The organism is Veillonella parvula (assembly GCF_036456085.1).
In the GTDB taxonomy this organism is placed as follows: Bacteria; Bacillota; Negativicutes; order Veillonellales; family Veillonellaceae; genus Veillonella; species Veillonella parvula_E.
In genome coordinates this window covers 1,814,056-1,835,436 of the sequence record NZ_CP138632.1, presented here as the reverse complement: position 1 = coordinate 1,835,436, position 21,381 = coordinate 1,814,056, and the positions used below count along the sequence as shown (strand labels likewise).

Below are 21,381 nucleotides of genomic sequence, written 5' to 3'. Positions count from 1 at the left end.
TCACCTAATCTATTAAATCTACACAAATAACTGTTGAAGTAAACCTTTTTTTATTGATATAAGGCAATCCAATTTACGCTGATGAAGGGTAATATCTTTATTAATCAAAGAAAAAAGATTTGCTATTTTCTCTTGCTCTAATAGGAGTTGTGGAATCATATAATCAATATTACTAATAGTTGACCAATTCACATAAATTTGGGTATTACCTTGACTCGCTTTAACAATATATTTTCTTTGTTCTGGTGCATTTAACATATGGTATAAAAACATAGGAAGAAAATTCTTTGTATCAACCTCAATTCGTTCTGTTCGCTGATTATATACATATGTATTATCTTGATCGATTAATAGTACCCGGCCAATTATATTCCCTGAAGCGGTCTTATCATTTAAGATCATTGTTAAATCATATTTATTAAGAATCCTAGACTTAGTTTTGTCTGTCTTATTAACCCTTAATCCTTGATCATTATAAACTGATTCTTCTGAATAACTACCAATATTAATAACTTTATAAGTTCCTCCATCAACAAATTCTGATTCAATTGATGTTCCACCTGTCGCTATTCCAAAATCATTTAGCTTACGCTGTTCCCAAGCATCAGTAAATCCTTTGAATCTAACATCTGGAATCGTACATCCTTTTTGAGGGAATAATTTTTGTAAAAGTGCACTCTTATTTAATTTCAGTTTCTCAAGCTTACGCTGATGAAGGGTAATAGAATCATCTATAGTCCTAAAAAATCGGCCTATTTGTTTTTGTTCCTCTAATGAAGGGAGTACTAAACTCATCTTTTCCATTTGTTTACCAGAAACTTCAACAAAGGTTGATCCTGCACCAGTTACTTCTCCATAACGCTTTAATCTCGGTGTCATAGTATATAAAAAATACGTATCTAATTCTTTTGAATCAGGAGTAATCGATTGAAACCCCTGATTTGTACACCCTTCAGCTTGTAAAATTGCTGTATTACCTATACCTGCCCTTGATGTGAATAAAACAGTTCCAATTGGAAGTAATTTAGCAGAACTTTTCTCTAGACCCAACTTTGTTATTTTTCGAGTACTTTTACTAACATAGCGATTCTTACCTATTTCTACTGGAGAATACCAATCAATATCTCCATTCCAATATTCAGGAACATTAGTGCTTGGAGTTCCTCCCCCAGTAATAATTGCTACATCACCCAACTTACGCTGTTCCCAATCATCAGTAAAGCCTTTAAATCGTAACTTAGGAGTTTTTTTATTAGTATTCATCATTTTGCTCCTAACAATTCTAATAAGGCGGATATCCCCATATCGTCATTAGCTTCTAACTCACGCAATAATGTAATCAACTCTTGCTCTACAACTCTAATATCATTATCAATTGATTGTAGTGAAGTTCCATATTTATTGGATAAAGCACTTAAACATTGAACAAAATCATTGATGACCTTTTTTGAATACGCTTTTAGTTCATTTATTGCTGGCACAATCCAATGTTGATATAACAATTCATCTATTTGTTCATCAGTAAGATTCTCCATACAATATTTTGTAGCATCAGCTAACTCAGCTACAGCCTCTTTCTGACATTTTTTTAATTTTGTTTCTTCAGCATATAAATCTTTAACAGCCTTTAATAATGGGTATAATTCTGGTTCATCTTTATAAATCTTAACAGCGGCGTTCAATGGCGTCTTCACAAACCCAGTTCTATCATCATTCAGGAATTCCATATCTTGATAGTCCATTGGTACAGCTTCAGCAAGTTCAGCGATTCGCTCTTTAATTGCTTCAAGTTCATTCTCTATATGCGTTACATTTGAAAGTTCATTCTGCAAATATAATTCTTGTACTAATTCAAAAGGAACAATAGCCCCTTTCCACCCGTCTTGAACCTCTACTTGTTTATTATTTTTCTTTTTCATTACCATATTGGGCTCTACAGAAGCAACCAAGGCTTTACCATTATATCCCATCTTATCGATATCTAATGTAATTTTAGACCAATTATCACTCATAATTTGATAGATATCATATGTGTCGATTAATGGTATATTAGAAAATTGTTCAAATAACTCGTTTGACAAGGTATGCCAAACAGTTTCATCCATTCCAACTTTAAAATTATCAATAACAGACTGCGAGACGTGTTCTATATAATGATCAATCTTTAACCCCAAGGAGTCTGTAAATGCATTTACAGCAGGATAATCCTGTACAATCTTAGCAATATTCCCCTCTACCAATGAATAGTATCCATCTTGACCTTGTTTAAAAATTTCTTTATCAAGTCCTTCAAACACATTCCAATATAGGGATAATTTTTCTATCTCATTATATGGAATCCCCCCATGAACAATACCATATATATCATATATTTCATCATTTTTAGATGTGTCCACATAGCGAGGAATATTTAAATTGTAATCATTACTTATAATCTCATCACGAGATACAACGGTACAATATCCAGCAATCGTTTCTCTCTTACAATAAGCATCTATAACGCGACGAATATCTGATGCCTGCAACTTGTTATTCTTATTAGCTTTCACAAAATATTCTGAAGCATCAATAACTAGTACATCCTGATTCTCTCTCTTCTGACGCAATACCATAATGATTGTCGGGATGCTTGTACCAAAGAAAATATTAGCTGGCAAACCAATAATTGCATCAATATGATTATTATCAATAAGAGCCTTACGAATTTCTCCTTCACTATCCCCACGGAACAATACACCATGTGGCAATACGATTGTCATAATACCATTTGGTCTTAAATGATATAGATCATGAAGTACAAAAGCATAGTCAGCTTTTGTAGCAGGTGCTAACCCAAATCGACTGTATCTAGGATCATTTTCTTTTCCCTTGGGATCCCAGTGTTGAGAATATGGAGGGTTTGATACAACAGCATCTAAGTATAACGGATTATACGTTTGTTGAGGGTCTGCTTCATCAAAATAAGGCCAATCATCCTCTAATGTATCTGCGTTTCTAACCATGATGTTAGATGGTTGAATATTACGCATGATGAGGTTCATTCTCGTCAAATTATACGTTGCTTCTTTTAGCTCTTGAGCATAGTATTTAATACTATTTTTATCTCTTCTATATTTTGCAATACTTTTACCAATATGAATCAACAAAGAGCCTGATCCACTTGTAGGGTCATAAATTGAAATTTCATTTCGGCCCTGTAAATGATGAGCTATAATTTCTGACATCAAAACAGAAACTTCATGAGGCGTATAGAATTCACCCGCTTTTTTACCTGCATTGGCAGCAAAATTCGAAATCAGATATTCATATACAAATCCCAAGACATCATAATCTTGAGAGCCATCCATTGGTATTTCATCAATCAATAAGATTAATTGTTGAATAGCTTTGGATTGGGCACCAGAGTTATCGCCTAACTTAGTTAAACCTAATTGCAATGTATCAAAGATACCTTTATATATCCGGTTATATTGATCATTCAATAATCGTTCAAAAGAATTTAATGCATCTTGTACTCTACCTACATCAAGCTGATTACCATCCTGAATCCATGTAGAAAACAAATGATTATATGGTATAAAATAGTACAAATCATCTCGAATAGCATCACGCAATTCTACATTTGATTCTACTAAAACAGATTTATATTCAGTTTTTGCTATTTGATACTGTGTACGTAGTAACTCTTCCTCTTTTTGAGACAAAAACTTATAAAACATGAATCCTAATATATAATCTTTATACTCATTCGCCTCAATTTTAGAGCGCAATTTATTGGCTGATTCCCAAATTTTATTTGCTAATTGCTGTTTATCCATATGCCACCTCAAGTAATACCAGTTGTTATGTGTATTATACCATTGCAAGCAAAAGCTCTATACCACTTTTATAGATTTCAATACAACAAAAAAGCACCCTTGAGGGCGCCTATATAAAAAATAAAGCAACACCGAATTAACGATGCTGCCGCTTGAAACCAAAAATGGTTTTTCTATGTACTTAAATATTACCTTATGTGGAACCATGTGTCAATAGCTCTAATAAGCACATCAAATGTAGCTTTTATATTATCATTCAACCTATAATCATTATCTCGAAAAAAGCGTTTCTTAAGTTCATCTAATTCACCACATATATGTTTATGAACACCAGTACTAATACATATTCTTTGATGAGCATACATCGTAGTTAAGATTTGATAGGTAGAAATATGTCCCAAATGTCTACGTCTACTTGATGGTGATTTTATAAATTTAGCACATTCACGTTGTAAATCAGCATTAATACGTTTATTATGTGTAGAATTTATATCATTGATAATACAATTATTATGAGCACATGCATTCCGCAAACTTTTAACTGTATACATTAAGTATAATCGTTCTGTAATCTCAATATTTTGCAATAATTCTGCACAATATTTGTAGAAGTATAAATACTGTCCAAAGGAAATCATTTCTAGAAAAGCCCATACTGGACAACGTTTATTTTGATCATCAATATATTTAGCATATAAATTACCACAATATAAGCTACCACTATTTTTCCATAAGTCATGCTGTAATTGTTCAAAATTAGATTTCTCTAGCTGATTCATATATTCCTCAACTACATCATAGGGATCAATATTATTCTGCTGTAAAATAGATAATAAATGAACTTTGGAAAAATGCTCAATCCCTATAGCCATTTCTAACATGATTCGTCTCAATCTATTATCAATACATGCTAAATCTATTAAATAGCTAAAATCTAAATTTACATATTTTCCAGATTTTGAGGATTTTAAGAAGTTCTTCCTAAAGGCTCTAAGTTTAAAGTAGTTATTATTCTCTACTAAATATTGTTCTGCTTCCACTTCAGTAATATTATCAAAGGTAATACCTTTGGATATACTATGCTCTATCTGTTCTCTTGGTGTTAAAAACGGACCATCTGACATACAGTCGCTCCCTTCAAAATAACCAACCACACACAAACCAAAAGCAAAATTTATATATACAATTATACCACTTCTTAAATATATTCTACTCTATTGAAAAATCATCTTTCTTTTACATATAATATGGCTTAAACACCTACATTCTACTTAAGCAAAGTGACTTTTTGTATAACTTTTGTTGCCGCACCCGCATAGTGGATGGTTTTATAATTCGCGACTACGTCGCGAACCAGTCTAAAGGCAATAATAAATACCTCCTCTATCTTGGTGTATAATTATTATAATCTCCATATATTATTTAGTATTTCACTATAATTATAATAAACTCATCTTTTACCTTATCAGGGAGGTTCATAATGGCACAGGCATTAATCGTAATCGATATTCAAGAAGGCTTAGTTAAGGAAAACCCTTACAATGCGAAAAACTTTATCTCAAATACAAAAGCAATCATTCAACATTTTAGAGATCAAAATATAGAAGTCATTTTTATCAGGCATTCTGAAGATGAAGGCTTATTAGCAACGGGTAGTGATAATTGGCAAGTCTATCACGAATTAAAACCGCAAGAAAACGAAAAGATTTTCAATAAATATTACAATAGCATCTTCAAGGATACTGAATTAAAGGAATATTTAAACCGAAAAAATATTACCGATGTAACATTTGTAGGAATGCAAGTGGAATTTTGCATTGATACATCTGTGAAAGTAGGCTTTGAGTATGGTTATAATATCACCATCGTCGAAGATGCTATCTCAACCTTTGATAATGAGTATCTACCAGCCGATACAATCCTATCCTTTTACAAAGAAAAGATTTGGCGGAATCGATTTGCACAGCTAAAAACAACAAATGAAATGTTAAGCATCAATTAAATTACGAAAATAATACAAAGATTTTTATAATTTTTTCTCACGTATTTGTCATATATGTATGTTAAAATTTCATTAAATATTTATGCCCGAACATAGGAGGTCTTTTTTATGTATAAGTATATTACGATTTTAGGAGCTGCGGGCCAAATAGCTCAAAAGTTGACTGCTACACTATTAACATATACAGATATGCACATTACATTATATGGTCGTCAGTTGAAAACACGTATACCTCCAGAGATTATCGACCATGAACGTGTTACAGTGATTGAAGGTTCGTTCCAAAATCCTGGTAAATTAGAACAAGCTGTAACAAATGCGGAGGTTGTATTTGTAGGTGCTATGGAGTCTGGCAGTGATATGGCTTCCATCGTGAAAGCATTGAGCCGCAAAAATATACGCCGTGTTATTGGTGTGTCCATGGCTGGACTTTCTGGTGAATTCCCTGTAGCACTTGAAAAATGGACCTTCGACAACTTACCGATTAGCTATGTTCAAGGTGAGCGCCAAGCACGCAATGTATTACGCGAATCCAACTTAAATTACACCATCTTGCGCCTCACATGGCTTTACAATGATCCAGAGAAAACCGATTACGAACTCATCCCTGAAGGGGCTCAATTCAACGATGCCCAAGTTTCACGCGAAGCTGTGGTAAAAGCCATTTTTGATATCTTACATGCTGCGGATGAAACGCCTTTCCATCGCACAAGCATCGGCGTAGGTGAACCAGGTACACACTATGACAAACCAAGCTTTCACTAATATATAAATAAATATTTTGTAAAAAAGAGAAAATACTATATACCAATACAAGACTATCTTCAATACGCTTGAAGATAGTCTTTTTATATATCATTTTATGATTAAAGTATCTAGTTAACCTCATTTGAATTAAATATCTCATATATATATTTGTATACTGCAATTATATCGTTTAAATGATATAATTACAGTATAAGAATGATGAACAAATACTTTTAAAACTATAAGGAGATAACTATGGGAATATTACGCGAAACAATTCGTCCATCCTCTGATTTACGAAATAAGTATCCTGAAATTTCTAAAACCTTACAACTTAAAGATGAGGCTGCCATTATTACTGTAAATGGTCGTGGAGATACTGTAAGTCTCGGCTATAATACATATAACATGTTAAAGTCAAAAATAGAATTATTATCCTCTCTTGTAGAAGGACAAAACGATATCATTCAAGGTCGCACCACTACACTTGATGAAGCTTTCAACAGTATCGATAAAATGCTAGATCAAATGGGGTAACTCTATGAAATCCCAACCCTACACAATCATTCCTACTGAAAAGTTCAATAAAGAGCTACATCAACAAATACTTTATATAGCTATGCAGTTTTCAAAAGAAACAGCTATACAAGTAAAAGAAAATATTCAAAATTCAATTTCAAATCTTATGAACCATCCATATATGGGGACTACACCTAAAATTAGAGCACTTAATGACAGTGACTTTCGAATGTTGATTTTAGAAAAGCTTATTATTTTCTACACAGTTGTAGAGGAAACTAGAACTATTTATTTAATCTCTATACTTGATCAACGACAGGATTATGTAAATATACTAAACGGATTATAACATTTGAACTAAACCAGTGCTTCTTTAAAAATTAAATACCCTTCAAAGTGGTATATCCTAAATCTAATCGGTACATTTTTACTCATGTAACATAGATTTTGGGTATACCTTTTTTATTCCTACATTTTATAGATATTTATATAGATAAACTCACGTATTTACGCTATACTAATAAATGATTAATATACACTTATAGGTATGTGAAAGCAAATGCCTCTTAGATTATCAATTATATTTATATATGCAACTTATTGTATAAAACACCCTAAGTTTTATGTATAAAAATAAATGATAGTCATTTTTAGTCCCAGTTAGGGTAGAGGCTTATTAAGGAGTTATTATGAATCGCATTGTTGTTATTGGCAGTTGCAACATGGATATTGTAGTCCTCGCGGATAAACGCCCTACTGCAGGCGAAACAATTATGGGCAACGAATTGCACATCGCTCACGGTGGCAAGGGCGCAAACCAAGCGGTGGCTGCGGCTCGTCTAGGTGCAGAGGTCACGATGGTCGGCTGTATCGGTGAAGATACATACGGCCAAATGATTTTAGATAATTTAAAAGAAAATTTCATCAATACAGATTACATCGTTACGGTACCGAACACTACAACCGGTACAGCACACATTACATTAGCTGAAGGCGATAATAGCATCATCGTGATTGCAGGTGCTAATGCTAAGGTAGACCAGTCCGTAGTAGATAACGCTTGGTCTGCTATCGAGCAAGCCGATCTCGTAATGGTGCAAAACGAGATTCCTATTCCAACTATTGAATACATCGTTCGTCGTTGTCACGAGGCTAATGTGAAAGTCCTCTTAAATCCTGCTCCAGCAGCCGACCTCGATTCGGAATGGTTAGAATTAGCAACCTATATTACGCCAAACGAACACGAGTTATCTGCGCTCTACCCTAATCAATCTACAGAGGAGATTTTACTAGCTAACGAAAACAAAATCATCGTTACCCTTGGTAGCAAGGGTGTAGGATATGCCGATAACGGTGAAATTCACATTGTACCTGGCTTCAAGGTTGAGCCCGTAGATACAACAGGTGCTGGCGATACATTTAACGGTGCCTTTGCAACGGCTATCGTTAATGGTAAAAGCTTAGCCGACGCTCTACACTACGGCAATGCAGCAGCGGCCCTCTCCATCCAACGCTTGGGGGCTCAAGGTGGCATGCCAACAAAAGACGAGGTCGCTGCATTCTTAGCAGAACACGTATAGATTGAACCGGTCTTTCAAAGCTCCACTGACCGGGTCTGCCTTCGCAGGGCCAAAGTCGCTTTGAAAGGCCTATTCAATCCAAACTATCCGTTCTTCAAGCAATGAATGCAACTGTCCTCTATATAAGAGTTAATGACTAAGGCTCTATAGCCTCAGTCATCGGAATAGATAAGGAGTTATTTATGCAACGACACGGTATTTTAAATAGCCATATTGCTAAGGTTTTGGCAGATCTTGGTCACACAGATACCATTTGTATCTCTGATTGTGGCTTACCGGTACCTGAAGGGGTTCAAAAAATCGACTTAGCTTTGGATTTTGACGTACCGAGCTTTGAGCAGGTAGTATCCATAATCGCTAAGCATATGAAATCCGAAGCAATTCATGTGGCTACAGAAATTAAAGAAAACAATCCTAAGGCTTATGACTTCTTAGAGTCTACCTTCCCATCCAATCAATACGAATGGATTGAAACGAGCCACGATGCTTTCAAAGAAGCCACAAAACAATGCAAGTGCATTATTAGAACTGGTGAAGCATCTCCGTATGCGAACATTATCTTACGTGCCGATTGTATTTTCAGCGATCGTCCGTAGAATAATTAATTAGAAATACTTTCACCAGTCATACAGGAGTAGTTATGGAAATTGTTATGTCAGGCATTGCGAAGGCATTTGGTACAAACCAAGTGTTGCGCGATGTAAGTATTACCCTCAAGGAGGGCGAGGTTCACGCCTTGATGGGCGAAAATGGGGCCGGCAAGTCCACCCTCATGAATATCCTCACTGGTATTCACAAGGCGGATGCTGGTAGAATCACCATCGACGGCGTAGAGCGCACCTTCCCAAACCCAAGAGAGGCCGAGCTGAACGGTGTAGCTTTCATCCACCAAGAGCTCAATATTTGGCCAAATCTAACATTGTTAGAAAATTTGTATTTAATGAGACCAAAGCGCAACAAATTTGGTATGCTCAACAAAAAGGCGATGCTCACTGAGGCTGAAAACACATGTCGCGAACTAGGCATCGAATTGCCGCTCACGACTGAGGCAGGCCTTTGCTCCGTTGGTCACCAACAAATGACGGAAATCCTTCGCATCTTGATGTTAGATGCAAAGGTTGTCATCATGGACGAACCGACAGCGGCCCTTACAGAGCGTGAAACGGCGACATTGTTTAACATGATGCGCAAAATGAAAGCCCGCGGCGTGGCTATCGTATATATCTCTCACCGTATGGAAGAGGTGTTTAGCGAATGTGACACTATAACGGTTATGCGTGACGGTCACACAATTATTACGAAGTCCACTGCTGAAATTTCTGTAGATGAAGTAGTACGTCACATGGTAGGTCGTTCTATCGACGAGTTCTACCCTGCTCGTACGACAACACCAGGCGAAGTAGTAATGAGCATCGACAACCTTAAACCAGAAGGTTTTGACAACGACATTTCCTTCTCCTTGCGCAAAGGGGAAATTCTCGGCGTGGCAGGCCTCATGGGCGCTGGCCGTACAGAAATTATGCGTGCCATTTTTGGTGTAGATAAACACAAAGGCGGTACTGTAACAGTTAACGGCTCCGTTCTAAACTGTAAAAAACCAGAAGATGCCATCAAAGCCGGCATTGCTTTCATCACAGAAAATAGAAAGAGCGAAGGCTTGATCCTCGATTTCTCCATCGGTTCCAATATTACATTGCCGAATCTTGGTGACATTTGCCCATCTCATGTACTAGATAAGGGCAAGCTCAATTCCTTTGCTGACGAATTGTCTAAAAAACTGGGCGTTAAAACACAATCTATTCACGAACCGGCATCGTCTCTATCCGGTGGTAACCAACAAAAGGTTGTTATCGCGAAATGGGTTGGTAAAAAGCCATCCATTATCATCATGGACGAACCGACACGCGGTATCGATATCGGCGCGAAACGTGATATTTATGATTTAATGAACGAATTAACGAACGCTGGTGTGTCCATTATCATGGTGTCCTCTGAGTTACCTGAAGTGCTCGGCATGAGCGACCGCGTTATGATCATTCACGAAGGCCGCGTAGCAGGTATCTTAGACCGCAGCGATGCAACACCAGAATCGATTATGACATTAGCCACAGGAGGACAATAATGGACAGCAAAGCTCTGCAATATGTAAAAAAATTAGGCCCCCTCATCGGCCTCATCCTATTATTTGTAATTATCTCTGTCATGAACGACAGTTTTCTTGAATTTTCTAACTTGCGTAACTTGTTACGCCAAGTATCCATCAATGCAATCATCGCCTTTGGTATGACTTTCGTCATCTTAACGGGCGGTATCGACTTATCCGTTGGTTCCATCCTTGCCCTCTCTAGTGCAGTGATGGCCAACCTCATCGTAACTGGTACTGACCCTGTATTGGCTATCGTATTAGCCGCAGGTGCAGGCCTTGTATTGGGTGGTATTAACGGTCTCGTTATTACTTATGGTCGTGTAGCTCCATTTATTGCTACCTTGGCGACCATGACAATCTACCGTGGTGCGACGCTAGTATTCACAGACGGTAACCCAATCTCCGGTCTTACACAAGATCCTCTATTCCACGGCTTTGGCCAAGGGGACATCGCAGGCCTTCCAGTTCCAGCTATCACAATGTTCCTAGCTTTCATCGCCCTCTGGTTCGTATTGAGCCGCACATCCTTAGGCCGTAAAACATACGCCGTAGGTGGTAGTGAAAAGGTAAGTTACATTGCTGGTATCAAGATTGACCGCGTTAAAATCTTCGTGTATGCCTTGACTGGTATGCTCTGTGGTATCGCTGGTGCAATCATTACTTCTCGTCTCAACTCTGCACAACCTACAGCAGGTGCAGGCTACGAACTTGACGCTATCGCAGCGGTAGTTCTTGGCGGTACAAGCCTAGCTGGTGGTCGTGGTCATATCGTTGGCACACTCATTGGTGCCCTAATTATTGGTACCCTCAACAACGGGTTAAATATTCTCGACGTTTCCAGTTTCTATCAACAAGTTGTAAAAGGTATTGTCATTTTATTGGCGGTTCTTGCAGACCGCAAGAAAGCCTAGGAGGTTCCTATGAAAAAACTATTGTTACTGTTGGCGATGGCTATCATGGTTATCGGTCTTGTAGCAGGCTGTGGTAAAAGCGCTGATAACGGCGGCGACAAAAAATCCGGCACAATCGGCTTCTCTGTTTCCACATTGAACAACCCATTCTTCGTAACTATGAAAGAAGGCGTTGAGGCTCAAGCTAAAGCGCTTGGTCTTAAAGTTAAAATCGTTGATGCTCAAAACGACCCAGCTAAACAAGCAAATGATATTTCCGACTTGCTTGAAAGCGGCGTTTCCGTATTGATCATCAACCCTGTAGACTCTGCAGCTATCTCTACTTCCGTAGAAGCAGCAAATGCTAAAAACATTCCTGTAATCACTGTTGACCGCTCTGCTGACAAAGGCAAAGTAGTAGCTCACATCGCTTCCGATAACGTAAAAGGTGGCGAAATGGCAGCTCAACTGATCGCTGATAAAGTAGGCAAAGCTGCAAAAGTAGCTGAAATCGAAGGTATCCCTGGTGCTTCCGCAACTCGTGAACGCGGCCAAGGTTTCCATAACGTAGCTGACAAAGACTTAACCGTAGTAGCAAAACAAAGCGCTGACTTCGACCGCACAAAAGGTTTAAACGTAGCAACAAATATCTTGCAAGCTAACCCAGACGTACAAGCTATCTTCGCTCATAACGACGAAATGGCATTAGGCGCTATCCAAGCAGCTAAATCCGCAGGCAAAACAATCTTCATCGTAGGCTTTGACGGTACTGCTGACGCAGACAAAGCTGTTAAAGACGGCACATTGGCTGCAACAATTGCTCAACAACCAGACCAAATGGGTAAAATCGCTATCGATACAGCTCAAAAAGTTATCAAAGGCGAAGCTGTAGAAGCTAAAATCCCTGTAGATCTTAAAGTTGTTACAAAATAATTGTAAATAGAAACTGGGTACAAAAAAGGGTCGCATCCTTTGATGCGACTCTTTTTATTTTGGCTCTCGTTTCAAAAGCACTTTAAAGAACTCAATAAACTTTGGTAAATACGTTTGGTCTAAACTTTCAATTGTCATATTACATTTGTAATTATAAGTAGTACAGATAGTAACATCTATCGTCAAAGCACCCTTTTGATCTAACGAGAATGTAAGAATATCCCCTTCTCCAGTTAATACATAGGTAAAGGTTGCTTTGCCTTTACAGTTCTCATACAAATTAACCAATTCTTGATAGCCTTTGCGAATCCCGGACCAATCACTAGGATCAATATAGCCAGAACAGATATTATAACCTCGTTTAATATATACGCCAAATACACCAAATTCAGATAGCTCTACATCCATATCAAAGGCTATTGTTAAATTTGGTTCATTTACGATTTCATACATCTTATTCACACCCCACAAACAGTAACATTTTTATTTATTATAACATTACATGTATTAATGAAATAGTATCGATAATTTTTAAAAGCAACACTAATGCATGTAAAGTCTAGCATAACAATAACATATAAAAAATAGCGACTAGTTGGTTATCTTAACTAGTCGCTATTTGTATGGTAGGACTCCAAAATTAGAGTTCCCATTACAATATTTTCTTAAAGAATATGGTCGTATGTACCTTTCCAGGTAGTTGTGTTCGTTTATATTCTTTAAAGCCAAAGCCTTCATACATTTTGGCAAGCCATGGATGTTCTGCGGCTGTACCAAGGGTTACGGCTGGTGTTTTATATACGTTGCGCAATAGGTCTTCTGCTTCGGCGAGGACTTCACGAGCATAGCCCTGTCCCTTATGTTCAGGGGCCGTCACAAAGTGTGCAATGTGCGGATATACATCTGGCGTAGCCTTTGGTATCCAAGGCATGCGGAATGAAATAGAGCATACTAAGGAACCATCTACGTAGAGACCAAATACAGGATATTTTAAGATCCACGCCCGAGATTCTTCTGGGCTAAAGTTAATAGCATCGAAGGATATAGGGTAGTTCTTATTCTCCGCATAGCCTGCAATCAACACCTCATGATATTCAGCCGCATCATCTACGGTTAACTGTCTAAATTCTTTCATCTCTTTACCTCGTTCAAAATGCTCTAATCATAAACTAACTGCGTCATTAGATTGCACACTAGAATTAGCTATATCAAATACAGTATCACATTTTTAATATAATACTAGTATTTTAAAACAGAGCTAGCAGAGCCTTATAACGCTGCGCTATCAAGAGGCAATTCGCTATCTAGTGTAAGGTAACGGCTCAAAAATTTGCGTGTTCGTTCTTCTTTTGGATGTTCAAGAACAACCTTAGGATTCCCTTGTTCTACGATAACGCCGCCTTCCATGAATACGACTTGGTCCGCCACTTCTTTGGCAAAGCCAATTTCATGAGTTACAATAATCATCGTTACCTCTAATTCTTTTGCGATTTTTCGGATAACGGCTAATACCTCCCCTACGAGCTCTGGATCGAGAGCAGATGTAGGTTCATCAAAGAGGATAACCTCTGGGTCCATCGCAAGGGCACGAGCGATACCGATACGTTGTTGTTGACCACCGGAGAGTTGTACTGGATAGTAATCATCATAGTCTTCCATGTCAACTTCCTTGAGGAAGCGTTGCGCGATTTCTCGAGCTTGAGATTTTTTCATCTTTTTAACTGTTACAAGACCTTCCATAATGTTTTCAATAACAGTCTTATTAGAGAACAAGTTATAAGACTGGAACACCATGGATGTGTTACGGCGTACATTTAAGATTTCCTTGTTAGATGCTTTATGTAAGTCTACAGAAATATCATTTAACTGCATCGTCCCTGCATCGGCTTTTTCAAGGAAGTTGAGCGTTCTTAAGAACGTTGTCTTACCGCTGCCGGATGGGCCAAGGATAACCGTTACAGAACCCGTTGGTACATGTAAGTCGATGCCCTTTAAAATTTCACGGTTCCCGAAGGATTTGTGAACTTGTTTAATATCTATCATAATGCATTACCTCGTTTATACTTGCTTGCATAGATTTCTAAACGATGGAAGATAAATTCAAAGACAATCCCCATCACCCAGAATAGACCGGCCACCACGATGTAGGCCTCAAAATATTGTGAATTTTCCTCTGTATATAACTTTGCAGCGCCGAACAATTCAATAACGGTGATAACGAATACAATGCTGGTACTCTTCATGGTGTTAAGAAACTGATTCGTAAATAGTGGCAACGCAAAGACTGTCGCTTGTGGCAACACGATGCGGCGGAACGCTTGGAACCAAGTCATACCGATGGCCTGAGCCGCTTCCATTTGCCCTTTCGGTACCGATTGTAAGGCAGCCCGAAAGATTTCACTCAAATAGGCCCCTGTGTGCAAGGTTAAGCCTACAACGGCTACGAAGGTAGCTGGCACCTTTTCAAAGGGCACATGCACCCCTGTTTGATCCTCTAATGCGAGGAAGAGAATTGGTAAACCATAGTACACGAGGTATAAGAGAACCATGTTCGGAATACTACGGCACAATAATACGTACAAGTAACTGAGCTGACTGAGCACAGGTACTTTGTTTTGTTGTAGCACGCAACTTAATAATCCTAGGATTGTACCCAAACCAACGCTGAGGAAGGTAATCATGAGGGTGACTTTCACATAAGGAATGACAGCAAAGAAGGTGCCATAAATATAGGTTGAATCAATTATATGTCCCATACGCCCCTACTCCTCACTGATCAAAATGCGTTGCGTTTCCTTGCCCGCAACGGTAAAACGTTTTTCAAGCAATCGGCCCAAGAGGGACACGATGATAATTAGAATGCCATAAATGATGGCCGCATCGACGAATAACTCAAGATAGCGCTGACTATTGCCGCCCATAAGATCCGCCTTACGCATCATATCCACAACGCCGACGTTAAAGATGAGCGCCGTTCCTTTCAACATGCCGATAACGAGGTTCGTCAACGGTGGAATACTCATGGTGAAAGCCTGCGGCAAGATGATGCGCACATAACTTTGGAACTCGGTCATACCAAGACTTTTAGCGGCTTCTTTCTCACCAGGAGAGACCGCATCGATACTGGAGCGCATGATTTCAGCGCTGTAAGCTGCAATATGTAAGGTAAACACGGCATACACAAATACGAGGCCTGGCACATTTTTCATGTTAAGCCCCATGTGGGACATGATTTCTGGTACCCCAAAGTAAATGAGGAAGAGCTGTACCAAGAACGGCGTACCGCGCATAAAGGAGATAAATACAATAAATAATTGGTTTAATACTGGTACCTTCTTGAGGCGAATGATGGCTATGATAGAGCCCAAAATAACACCTAAGATGGCAGAAATAACGGTGATGAGTACCGTTACATGTACATAATTCAAGAGCTGTGGAAATGCTTGAATCATGTAGGACACATCAAAATACTTGCCCACAGTAGCACCTCGCTTCTAGACATAATAGAATAAGGCCGCCAAGGCGGCCTATTCGTTATTTTTGTGTTGGATCGAATGTGTAATCCCCACCAAGATATTGTTCAGAAAGTTTTTTCAACGTACCATCTGCACGCATTTCTTTCATAGTTTTATCGATTTTTTCGTTTACTTGTTTCATGTCATCTGTACGTTTAGACAAGAAATAAGTTGGTACTACGGCCAATACATCACCTACAGCTTTGAGTGGCAAGCCACGGTCTTTAATAGCAGAGTTAATTACGTATTCATACTCACCTGCTGCATCAGCACGGCCTGTAGCAACGAGGTTTAATGTTTCTGCACCTGCTTTATCTGTATAGATAACTTCGATTTGAGGATTTGCTGTTTCGTTGAATTGTTTTACTAACTCGTTGAACTCAGAGGATGTAGTAACGGCGATTTTCTTGCCTTTCAAATCATCCAATTTAGAGATGTCGTTGCGATCGTTTTTAACTACTAATTTACGTGTAGAGTAGTTGTTAACCTCATTTGTGTAGTAGTATTTTGCTTCACGTGTCGGGTTGCGACGCATTTGGTTTGCAATCATGTCCACTTGGCCTGCATCCATCGCTACAAAGGCAGCATCAACGGCCATTGGTTTGAAGTTGAAATGAAGGTCAGGATTACGACGTTCAATTTCTTTCAACAATTCTACGTCAAAACCAGTAAGGTTGCCGTTATCATCTGTGTAGGAATACGGGCGAACTGTACCGCGTGTAGCTACGTTAATCACTTTAGCATCTGGATTTACTTTCGCTTCCTTAGATGTGTCGTCGCCACAACCAGCTACAACGAGCACGCCTAGTGCCAATGCGCCGATGGCGAATAATTTCGTTAATTTCTTTGTATTAAACATGTAAAACTCCTTCTTTTCGCAATGTTTGCAGGAATGACTCTACCTTATCTGTATTGGTAAAAGCCACAATAACTCTATCTATTTGGTCAGCCTCCAAGGTGAGGCCTAATTTAATGCGTATATCCTCCATAGTAAGAGGATTCTTCGGCGATCCTTTAGGATTATTCACCGTTTCTGTAAAAGTATCTCCATTTTTCAATGTAATGGTTACTTTCGTAATCCGCTCCGTTTGGGATACCTTCGGTAAATCATAGACACGCTCAATTCGTGACATATAGTCTCGTACTGATGAGTCTATGATATCTATCTTAAACAACTCGTCCTGTACCTCCCCATAAGCGAGGACTTGGTACACGATGTACTCAATAGAAAACTGCCCTTCTCGACCTGTTTTTGGCGATGTATAACGCAATGCCGCATCAGCACCAGGTGGAAAATGAACAGTCACTCTATCTATATCCTTCCAAAGGGAGAAATCGGGGGTGGCACATAATCTACATTGATCTTGTTCCTCTGTATCTGGTGAAAGGTAGTTATGTTTAGACACATACGAAGAAGATGTATATAGTCTATGTGCCACGGTTTCAGCTGCTTCAGCGCCACAAATGGCTGCCGAGCAATAGGGGTGGACTTTCATCCACAAACCAGGATCAATAAGTTGCCCTGGTGCTAACCAACGGCTAGCGATGTCATTTGATGTAACGGTAATATTACCGATTGTTTTAAACCAACCCCGTTCAGGGTCAAACGGTTTTGTACTTGTTTGAAGTGATGTATATTGCAACAGTTCGTAAGCCCACACACCATTGCGTGCTGCCAGTCCCGCATGGAGCGGCTTACCATCTGTACCACTTTGAAAGAACATGCCCGCCGATTGAGTAGCAGCCAAAGACAGGAGCTGAGCCAAGCTTTCACCATGAAGACCTCGCAAAGCGCCTATAGCGGCCGCTGCCCCAATCACACCAACGGTCCCCGTAGAATGCCATCCTTGGGTCCGATGGGCAGGATTGATAAGGGAACCAATAATACCCTCTAGCTCGGCACCGATGATATAGGCTCGAAAGAATTCGTGCCATGTATCCATCGGCTCAATCACTGCCAGTAAAGCAGAATATAAAATAGTACTGAAATGACCCGCCAAGTTCGCCTGTGCATCATCAAAATCTAGATAATGCGAAGCAAAGCCATAATACAAAGCCTTATCAGCTTTAGATACATTCTCTATTGCTAAGCCAGTATTGCCCTCTGATATAACCTTGCCACTCAAAACACTGGAGTTCATGTCCAGACCAACATCCGAGCTTATAGATGACTTAGCCCCTATAAAGCGAGCTAACTCTTGAACGGCTTGTTCGTTCTCTGCTGGTGCTAAGGATGCCAGATAATCTAGGAAGGCAATACGAGCCACTGACAGGAGGTCTTCACGGTTCGTCACATCCGTTTGTTCTATGTAGTTCACAATCGTCTGTGTTACAGAATCCATAAAGCCTCCCTTTCAGTTATCTATAATTAAATATATATCGATTGATTCGTCAGTAATATATCAGATTTCAGAGTAAAAGATTTACTAAATACAGTTCAGATAACATATAAATTTACTGCCGATTTTATTTACCAAATTTTTCAGCCCGATCATTTGGCTCTAACCAAATAGAGTCGTCTGGACCTTTTGGAACAAGGCGTGGTAGATCTTCAAATGGTGTATGGTCTACATAGTAGAAACGTTTACGCATAGAGTCGAAGTCTGTTGTACTGCCGAATGCTGGATTGGAATACAAGTCCTTCGCATAGTTCCATAGGTTTGGATAGTCTACGAGACGTTTTTTATTCACCAAGTATTTTTGGTAGAATACGAGGTCAAAGCGCGCCAATGTTGGGAAAATACGAATATCTGGATCGGTAATCGTATCACCCATCAAATAACGTTGCTTGCTGAGGCGTTCTTCGAGCCAGTCCAAGCGAGTAAAGATACGGTCATAGTAGTACTCGTAATCTTTTTGGTTTGTTACGAGAGCTGCCAAGTTTACCGCTAAGTTAAAATCAGCGTAGATAATAACGTTCAACGCATCGATATCGGCACGTAATTCCTCTGGATAAATATCTGGTGCATCAGGAGAGATGAAATCTTTAAAGCCCAATGCTAATTCCGTAGTCAACGCATGGTAGTCGTTGTTTACTACGGCACCAGTCGTAACATCTACAATGGCTGGTACCGTGGAACGTGCGTCATAGTTAGGATCACCTTTGCGATACGCTTCACCTAAAGAGTGAATCCCTAATACAGGGTCCTTTTCATCATTATCAAGGGTAAAGAACCAGTCTGCAATAACGCCTGCTGGACGCAATGGATCAACAGCACCTTTAGAGATTACCTTATCTAGGCCAAGCAAATCGATGGCGATAGCAATGCGATGGGCCCAAGGACAATGCTTAGACCATACAAGGCGGTAACGGTCCTTTTCTACAGGTAGAAACCCTGATTCACTGCCAAAAGGTGTTGTGAATTGAGGCTCTTCACTATCAGAATATTTTTGACGACGGTTAAAATTCGATGCATCTTTACCTTCATACTCCTTCTGCTCCCCTTGAGAACGAGGATTGCTAGATTGAAACTCAGAAAAATCAATAGGACAAGGATTCATAGCGCGTTGGAACTCAACTTCTTTTCGAGCTGCCGCAATGCTAGGATCCTTGATTTTACTCACATCTACTTGTTCACTCATTCTATTCTCCTTATAGAGGTTATCCCCATGAGCTTTATTCCACCTTTTATGGTAAAAGCTTCTGTTGTATACCTCAATTATTCCTACTAACTTAATATGAATATAAACCTATATTATATTATTTAAAAACCTATGTCAATAGTAGGTATTATTATTTTTATAATGATCATTAAATATTAAAAAGCTCGAGTTATATCGTTTCTAGATATAACTCGAGCTTTTTTAGATTATGTGTTATGTAAACAACATATATTAGAACATAAAGTTTACATCTGTACGCCAGTAATCGCCTAATCTATTACCATCCATGTCTTTATTACCAAAACCATAGTAGGCACCGATAGATACATTTTGGAATGGTACATAGTTTACATTAGCTACGAAGCCTTTAAAACCATTGCGTACATGAGCTACGCCCTTAGTATCTACATAGTGTTGATTGTAGAAACTATAGGCAGGAGCAAAGGCACTACTAAAGATTGGAGAGTTGCCTTCTTGGTAATAGTATTGGCCGCGTATGCTATAGGTATGAGCTTTTTTAATGTCATAGTTACCATAGCCAAGGCTAGCCATCCACGCATGAGAGTCGGAAACGCCTGGTGCAGTAAGCCATTCGCCAAATACATTCCAACGTTTAAAGTTCATATTTGCATTGAGGCCCCAAATGTTTTTGTACGGAGAATCAATAAAGGATTTAACTTGTTTGCCTGTTACAGCATCCACATCTTGCCCTTGATACAATTTACCATTGTGGAATCGACCATACATACCACCTAAAGTAACATGTTTATTAACCTTACCTTTTACTTCAACCATAGCTGCCGTAATCGTATTCTCTTTATCTTGGTATGTACCAGCACCGCCCCACCAATAGCCATAGCTAGCTGATACATCAAACTTACCATGTTTATACATGAGGCGAGCACCATCAACAAGATCATCATACATGAGGCCTAGGCCAGGTGTATAAAGCTGACGACCTACACGCAAGGTTGTATCTTTACCGAAATGATGATCTACATAGGCAAGATTAATTTTGCCTTGTGTAGCATTGCTATTGCCGAATTCACTAAAACCTTGTACCCGTACCACCGCATCAGTTTTATCGTTAACCTTAGCATTAAAGATAACACGAGCCCGATAATCAAAAGAGGAAAGTTTACCATACGCATAGGTATCATTTTTCAATTCACTACCACGGTAGCGCAAACGATAGTTACCAGTTACCTTTACATTCCCTACTTGATTTTCTAATTTGGCAACTCTTACACCTAATGTGTTGAGTTCATTTCCAAATTCGTCTGCCAAACGATTAATCATCGCTTGTTGTTCAGCATTGGTTTTATCTTGGTTAGCCATAGCCTTAGCTACCATTTGAGCCATTTCGTATCGAGTAATAGGATTGTTCCCTTTGAAAGTCCCATCAGGATACCCATTAATAATACCTGCATTTGCTAATTGCTCAACAGCTTGGTACGCCCAACTAGAAGCATCTATATCGGAAAATGGATTGGCTGCATACACACTTACAGAACCCAATACCATACAGGAAACTAAACTTGCTACCAACTTTCTGTTCATTAAAAAGACCTTCTCTCATGTAGATATCACACAATATCTTATATATTTAATTTATCTAAGTACGTACA

The 21,381-nt window shown here is 38.8% G+C and carries 21 protein-coding genes; 9 read left to right on the top strand and 12 right to left on the bottom strand.

All coding sequences use genetic code 11. The annotated features are described in order from the left end of the window. Positions 1 to 18: 18 nt before the first annotated feature. The 3 genes from PK1910_RS08540 to PK1910_RS08530 all read right to left on the bottom strand — a co-directional run bounded on the left by PK1910_RS08540 (position 19) and on the right by PK1910_RS08530 (position 4,942). Positions 19 to 1,263 (bottom strand): restriction endonuclease subunit S, encoded by a 1,245-nt coding sequence (locus PK1910_RS08540; RefSeq protein ID WP_278467162.1) that lies wholly within the window; start codon positions 1,261 to 1,263, stop codon positions 19 to 21. Then, positions 1,263 to 3,818 carry a type I restriction-modification system subunit M gene (locus PK1910_RS08535; RefSeq protein ID WP_205112773.1) on the bottom strand — a complete coding sequence of 852 codons (2,556 nt, stop codon included), beginning with the start codon at positions 3,816 to 3,818 and terminating at the stop codon, positions 1,263 to 1,265. Before PK1910_RS08535 ends, PK1910_RS08540 begins: the two co-directional genes overlap by 1 nt. A gap of 188 nt (positions 3,819 to 4,006) precedes the next feature. Then, positions 4,007 to 4,942, bottom strand: coding sequence for an Abi family protein (locus tag PK1910_RS08530; RefSeq protein WP_105086827.1), 936 nt, complete (start codon positions 4,940 to 4,942; stop codon positions 4,007 to 4,009). Between the two features lie 356 nt (positions 4,943 to 5,298). On the opposite strand from PK1910_RS08530, the gene PK1910_RS08525 reads away from it, so the two are divergent. From PK1910_RS08525 to rbsB, 9 genes are all read left to right on the top strand, one after another. Then, positions 5,299 to 5,820 carry a cysteine hydrolase family protein gene (locus PK1910_RS08525; protein WP_105086826.1) on the top strand — a complete coding sequence of 174 codons (522 nt, stop codon included), beginning with the start codon at positions 5,299 to 5,301 and terminating at the stop codon, positions 5,818 to 5,820. A 108-nt stretch (positions 5,821 to 5,928) separates the two neighbouring features. After that, the gene (locus tag PK1910_RS08520) at positions 5,929 to 6,585 is read left to right on the top strand and encodes an NAD(P)H-binding protein (RefSeq protein WP_004694229.1); all 657 of its coding nucleotides are present in this window, start codon (positions 5,929 to 5,931) and stop codon (positions 6,583 to 6,585) included. A 237-nt stretch (positions 6,586 to 6,822) separates the two neighbouring features. Further along, complete coding sequence (locus tag PK1910_RS08515; RefSeq protein ID WP_004694230.1) at positions 6,823 to 7,104, top strand: type II toxin-antitoxin system Phd/YefM family antitoxin; 282 nt, start codon at positions 6,823 to 6,825, stop codon at positions 7,102 to 7,104. A 4-nt stretch (positions 7,105 to 7,108) separates the two neighbouring features. Further along, complete coding sequence (locus PK1910_RS08510) at positions 7,109 to 7,435, top strand: type II toxin-antitoxin system RelE/ParE family toxin (protein WP_004697718.1); 327 nt, start codon at positions 7,109 to 7,111, stop codon at positions 7,433 to 7,435. 340 nt (positions 7,436 to 7,775) lie between these two features. After that, positions 7,776 to 8,666, top strand: a complete 891-nt coding sequence (gene rbsK, locus PK1910_RS08505) for a ribokinase (protein ID WP_287511602.1) — start codon at positions 7,776 to 7,778, stop codon at positions 8,664 to 8,666. 182 nt (positions 8,667 to 8,848) lie between these two features. Beyond that, entirely contained in the window at positions 8,849 to 9,262 is a 414-nt protein-coding gene (gene rbsD, locus PK1910_RS08500) for a D-ribose pyranase (RefSeq protein WP_278606741.1), read from the top strand. 44 nt (positions 9,263 to 9,306) lie between these two features. Beyond that, positions 9,307 to 10,788, top strand: a complete 1,482-nt coding sequence (locus PK1910_RS08495) for a sugar ABC transporter ATP-binding protein (protein ID WP_331298664.1) — start codon at positions 9,307 to 9,309, stop codon at positions 10,786 to 10,788. Beyond that, on the top strand, positions 10,788 to 11,723 hold the full coding sequence (locus PK1910_RS08490) for an ABC transporter permease (protein WP_008715159.1): 936 nt from the start codon (positions 10,788 to 10,790) through the stop codon (positions 11,721 to 11,723). The genes PK1910_RS08495 and PK1910_RS08490 overlap by 1 nt, the downstream gene beginning before the upstream one ends. 9 nt (positions 11,724 to 11,732) lie before the next feature. Next, positions 11,733 to 12,635: a ribose ABC transporter substrate-binding protein RbsB gene (rbsB, locus tag PK1910_RS08485; RefSeq protein ID WP_101928634.1), complete on the top strand. Its 903-nt coding sequence runs from the start codon at positions 11,733 to 11,735 to the stop codon at positions 12,633 to 12,635. Positions 12,636 to 12,689: 54 nt separating this feature from the next. Here the strand turns inward: rbsB and PK1910_RS08480 are convergent, their stop codons facing one another. From PK1910_RS08480 to PK1910_RS08440, 9 genes are all read right to left on the bottom strand, one after another. Continuing rightward, the gene (locus PK1910_RS08480; RefSeq protein WP_287511601.1) at positions 12,690 to 13,088 is read right to left on the bottom strand and encodes a hypothetical protein; all 399 of its coding nucleotides are present in this window, start codon (positions 13,086 to 13,088) and stop codon (positions 12,690 to 12,692) included. Positions 13,089 to 13,287: 199 nt separating this feature from the next. Then, a complete protein-coding gene (locus tag PK1910_RS08475; RefSeq protein WP_118091121.1) occupies positions 13,288 to 13,770 on the bottom strand; it encodes a GNAT family N-acetyltransferase in 483 nt (160 codons plus the stop codon). A 134-nt stretch (positions 13,771 to 13,904) separates the two neighbouring features. Next, positions 13,905 to 14,678, bottom strand: coding sequence for an amino acid ABC transporter ATP-binding protein (locus PK1910_RS08470; RefSeq protein ID WP_118091122.1), 774 nt, complete (start codon positions 14,676 to 14,678; stop codon positions 13,905 to 13,907). Then, positions 14,675 to 15,391 (bottom strand): amino acid ABC transporter permease, encoded by a 717-nt coding sequence (locus PK1910_RS08465; RefSeq protein WP_004694252.1) that lies wholly within the window; start codon positions 15,389 to 15,391, stop codon positions 14,675 to 14,677. Before PK1910_RS08465 ends, PK1910_RS08470 begins: the two co-directional genes overlap by 4 nt. Positions 15,392 to 15,397: 6 nt before the next feature. Then, positions 15,398 to 16,114: an amino acid ABC transporter permease gene (locus PK1910_RS08460; protein ID WP_004694255.1), complete on the bottom strand. Its 717-nt coding sequence runs from the start codon at positions 16,112 to 16,114 to the stop codon at positions 15,398 to 15,400. A gap of 55 nt (positions 16,115 to 16,169) precedes the next feature. Further along, entirely contained in the window at positions 16,170 to 17,009 is an 840-nt protein-coding gene (locus PK1910_RS08455; RefSeq protein WP_004694256.1) for a transporter substrate-binding domain-containing protein, read from the bottom strand. Beyond that, on the bottom strand, positions 17,002 to 18,492 hold the full coding sequence (locus PK1910_RS08450; RefSeq protein WP_287511600.1) for an MmgE/PrpD family protein: 1,491 nt from the start codon (positions 18,490 to 18,492) through the stop codon (positions 17,002 to 17,004). Before PK1910_RS08450 ends, PK1910_RS08455 begins: the two co-directional genes overlap by 8 nt. Positions 18,493 to 18,616: 124 nt before the next feature. Next, positions 18,617 to 19,732 (bottom strand): glutathione S-transferase C-terminal domain-containing protein, encoded by a 1,116-nt coding sequence (locus PK1910_RS08445; protein WP_287511599.1) that lies wholly within the window; start codon positions 19,730 to 19,732, stop codon positions 18,617 to 18,619. Positions 19,733 to 19,984: 252 nt separating this feature from the next. Next, positions 19,985 to 21,313 (bottom strand): S-layer homology domain-containing protein, encoded by a 1,329-nt coding sequence (locus PK1910_RS08440; RefSeq protein ID WP_287511598.1) that lies wholly within the window; start codon positions 21,311 to 21,313, stop codon positions 19,985 to 19,987. Between the last annotated feature and the right edge of the window lie 68 nt (positions 21,314 to 21,381).

Coding starts and splice junctions, on each gene's coding strand:
- PK1910_RS08540 (WP_278467162.1), bottom strand. CDS start 1,263: ATGAATACTAATAAAAAAACTCCTAAGTTACGATTTAAAGGCTTTACT.
- PK1910_RS08535 (WP_205112773.1), bottom strand. CDS start 3,818: ATGGATAAACAGCAATTAGCAAATAAAATTTGGGAATCAGCCAATAAA.
- PK1910_RS08530 (WP_105086827.1), bottom strand. CDS start 4,942: ATGTCAGATGGTCCGTTTTTAACACCAAGAGAACAGATAGAGCATAGT.
- PK1910_RS08525 (WP_105086826.1), top strand. CDS start 5,299: ATGGCACAGGCATTAATCGTAATCGATATTCAAGAAGGCTTAGTTAAG.
- PK1910_RS08520 (WP_004694229.1), top strand. CDS start 5,929: ATGTATAAGTATATTACGATTTTAGGAGCTGCGGGCCAAATAGCTCAA.
- PK1910_RS08515 (WP_004694230.1), top strand. CDS start 6,823: ATGGGAATATTACGCGAAACAATTCGTCCATCCTCTGATTTACGAAAT.
- PK1910_RS08510 (WP_004697718.1), top strand. CDS start 7,109: ATGAAATCCCAACCCTACACAATCATTCCTACTGAAAAGTTCAATAAA.
- rbsK (WP_287511602.1), top strand. CDS start 7,776: ATGAATCGCATTGTTGTTATTGGCAGTTGCAACATGGATATTGTAGTC.
- rbsD (WP_278606741.1), top strand. CDS start 8,849: ATGCAACGACACGGTATTTTAAATAGCCATATTGCTAAGGTTTTGGCA.
- PK1910_RS08495 (WP_331298664.1), top strand. CDS start 9,307: ATGGAAATTGTTATGTCAGGCATTGCGAAGGCATTTGGTACAAACCAA.
- PK1910_RS08490 (WP_008715159.1), top strand. CDS start 10,788: ATGGACAGCAAAGCTCTGCAATATGTAAAAAAATTAGGCCCCCTCATC.
- rbsB (WP_101928634.1), top strand. CDS start 11,733: ATGAAAAAACTATTGTTACTGTTGGCGATGGCTATCATGGTTATCGGT.
- PK1910_RS08480 (WP_287511601.1), bottom strand. CDS start 13,088: ATGTATGAAATCGTAAATGAACCAAATTTAACAATAGCCTTTGATATG.
- PK1910_RS08475 (WP_118091121.1), bottom strand. CDS start 13,770: ATGAAAGAATTTAGACAGTTAACCGTAGATGATGCGGCTGAATATCAT.
- PK1910_RS08470 (WP_118091122.1), bottom strand. CDS start 14,678: ATGATAGATATTAAACAAGTTCACAAATCCTTCGGGAACCGTGAAATT.
- PK1910_RS08465 (WP_004694252.1), bottom strand. CDS start 15,391: ATGGGACATATAATTGATTCAACCTATATTTATGGCACCTTCTTTGCT.
- PK1910_RS08455 (WP_004694256.1), bottom strand. CDS start 17,009: ATGTTTAATACAAAGAAATTAACGAAATTATTCGCCATCGGCGCATTG.
- PK1910_RS08450 (WP_287511600.1), bottom strand. CDS start 18,492: ATGGATTCTGTAACACAGACGATTGTGAACTACATAGAACAAACGGAT.
- PK1910_RS08445 (WP_287511599.1), bottom strand. CDS start 19,732: ATGAGTGAACAAGTAGATGTGAGTAAAATCAAGGATCCTAGCATTGCG.
- PK1910_RS08440 (WP_287511598.1), bottom strand. CDS start 21,313: ATGAACAGAAAGTTGGTAGCAAGTTTAGTTTCCTGTATGGTATTGGGT.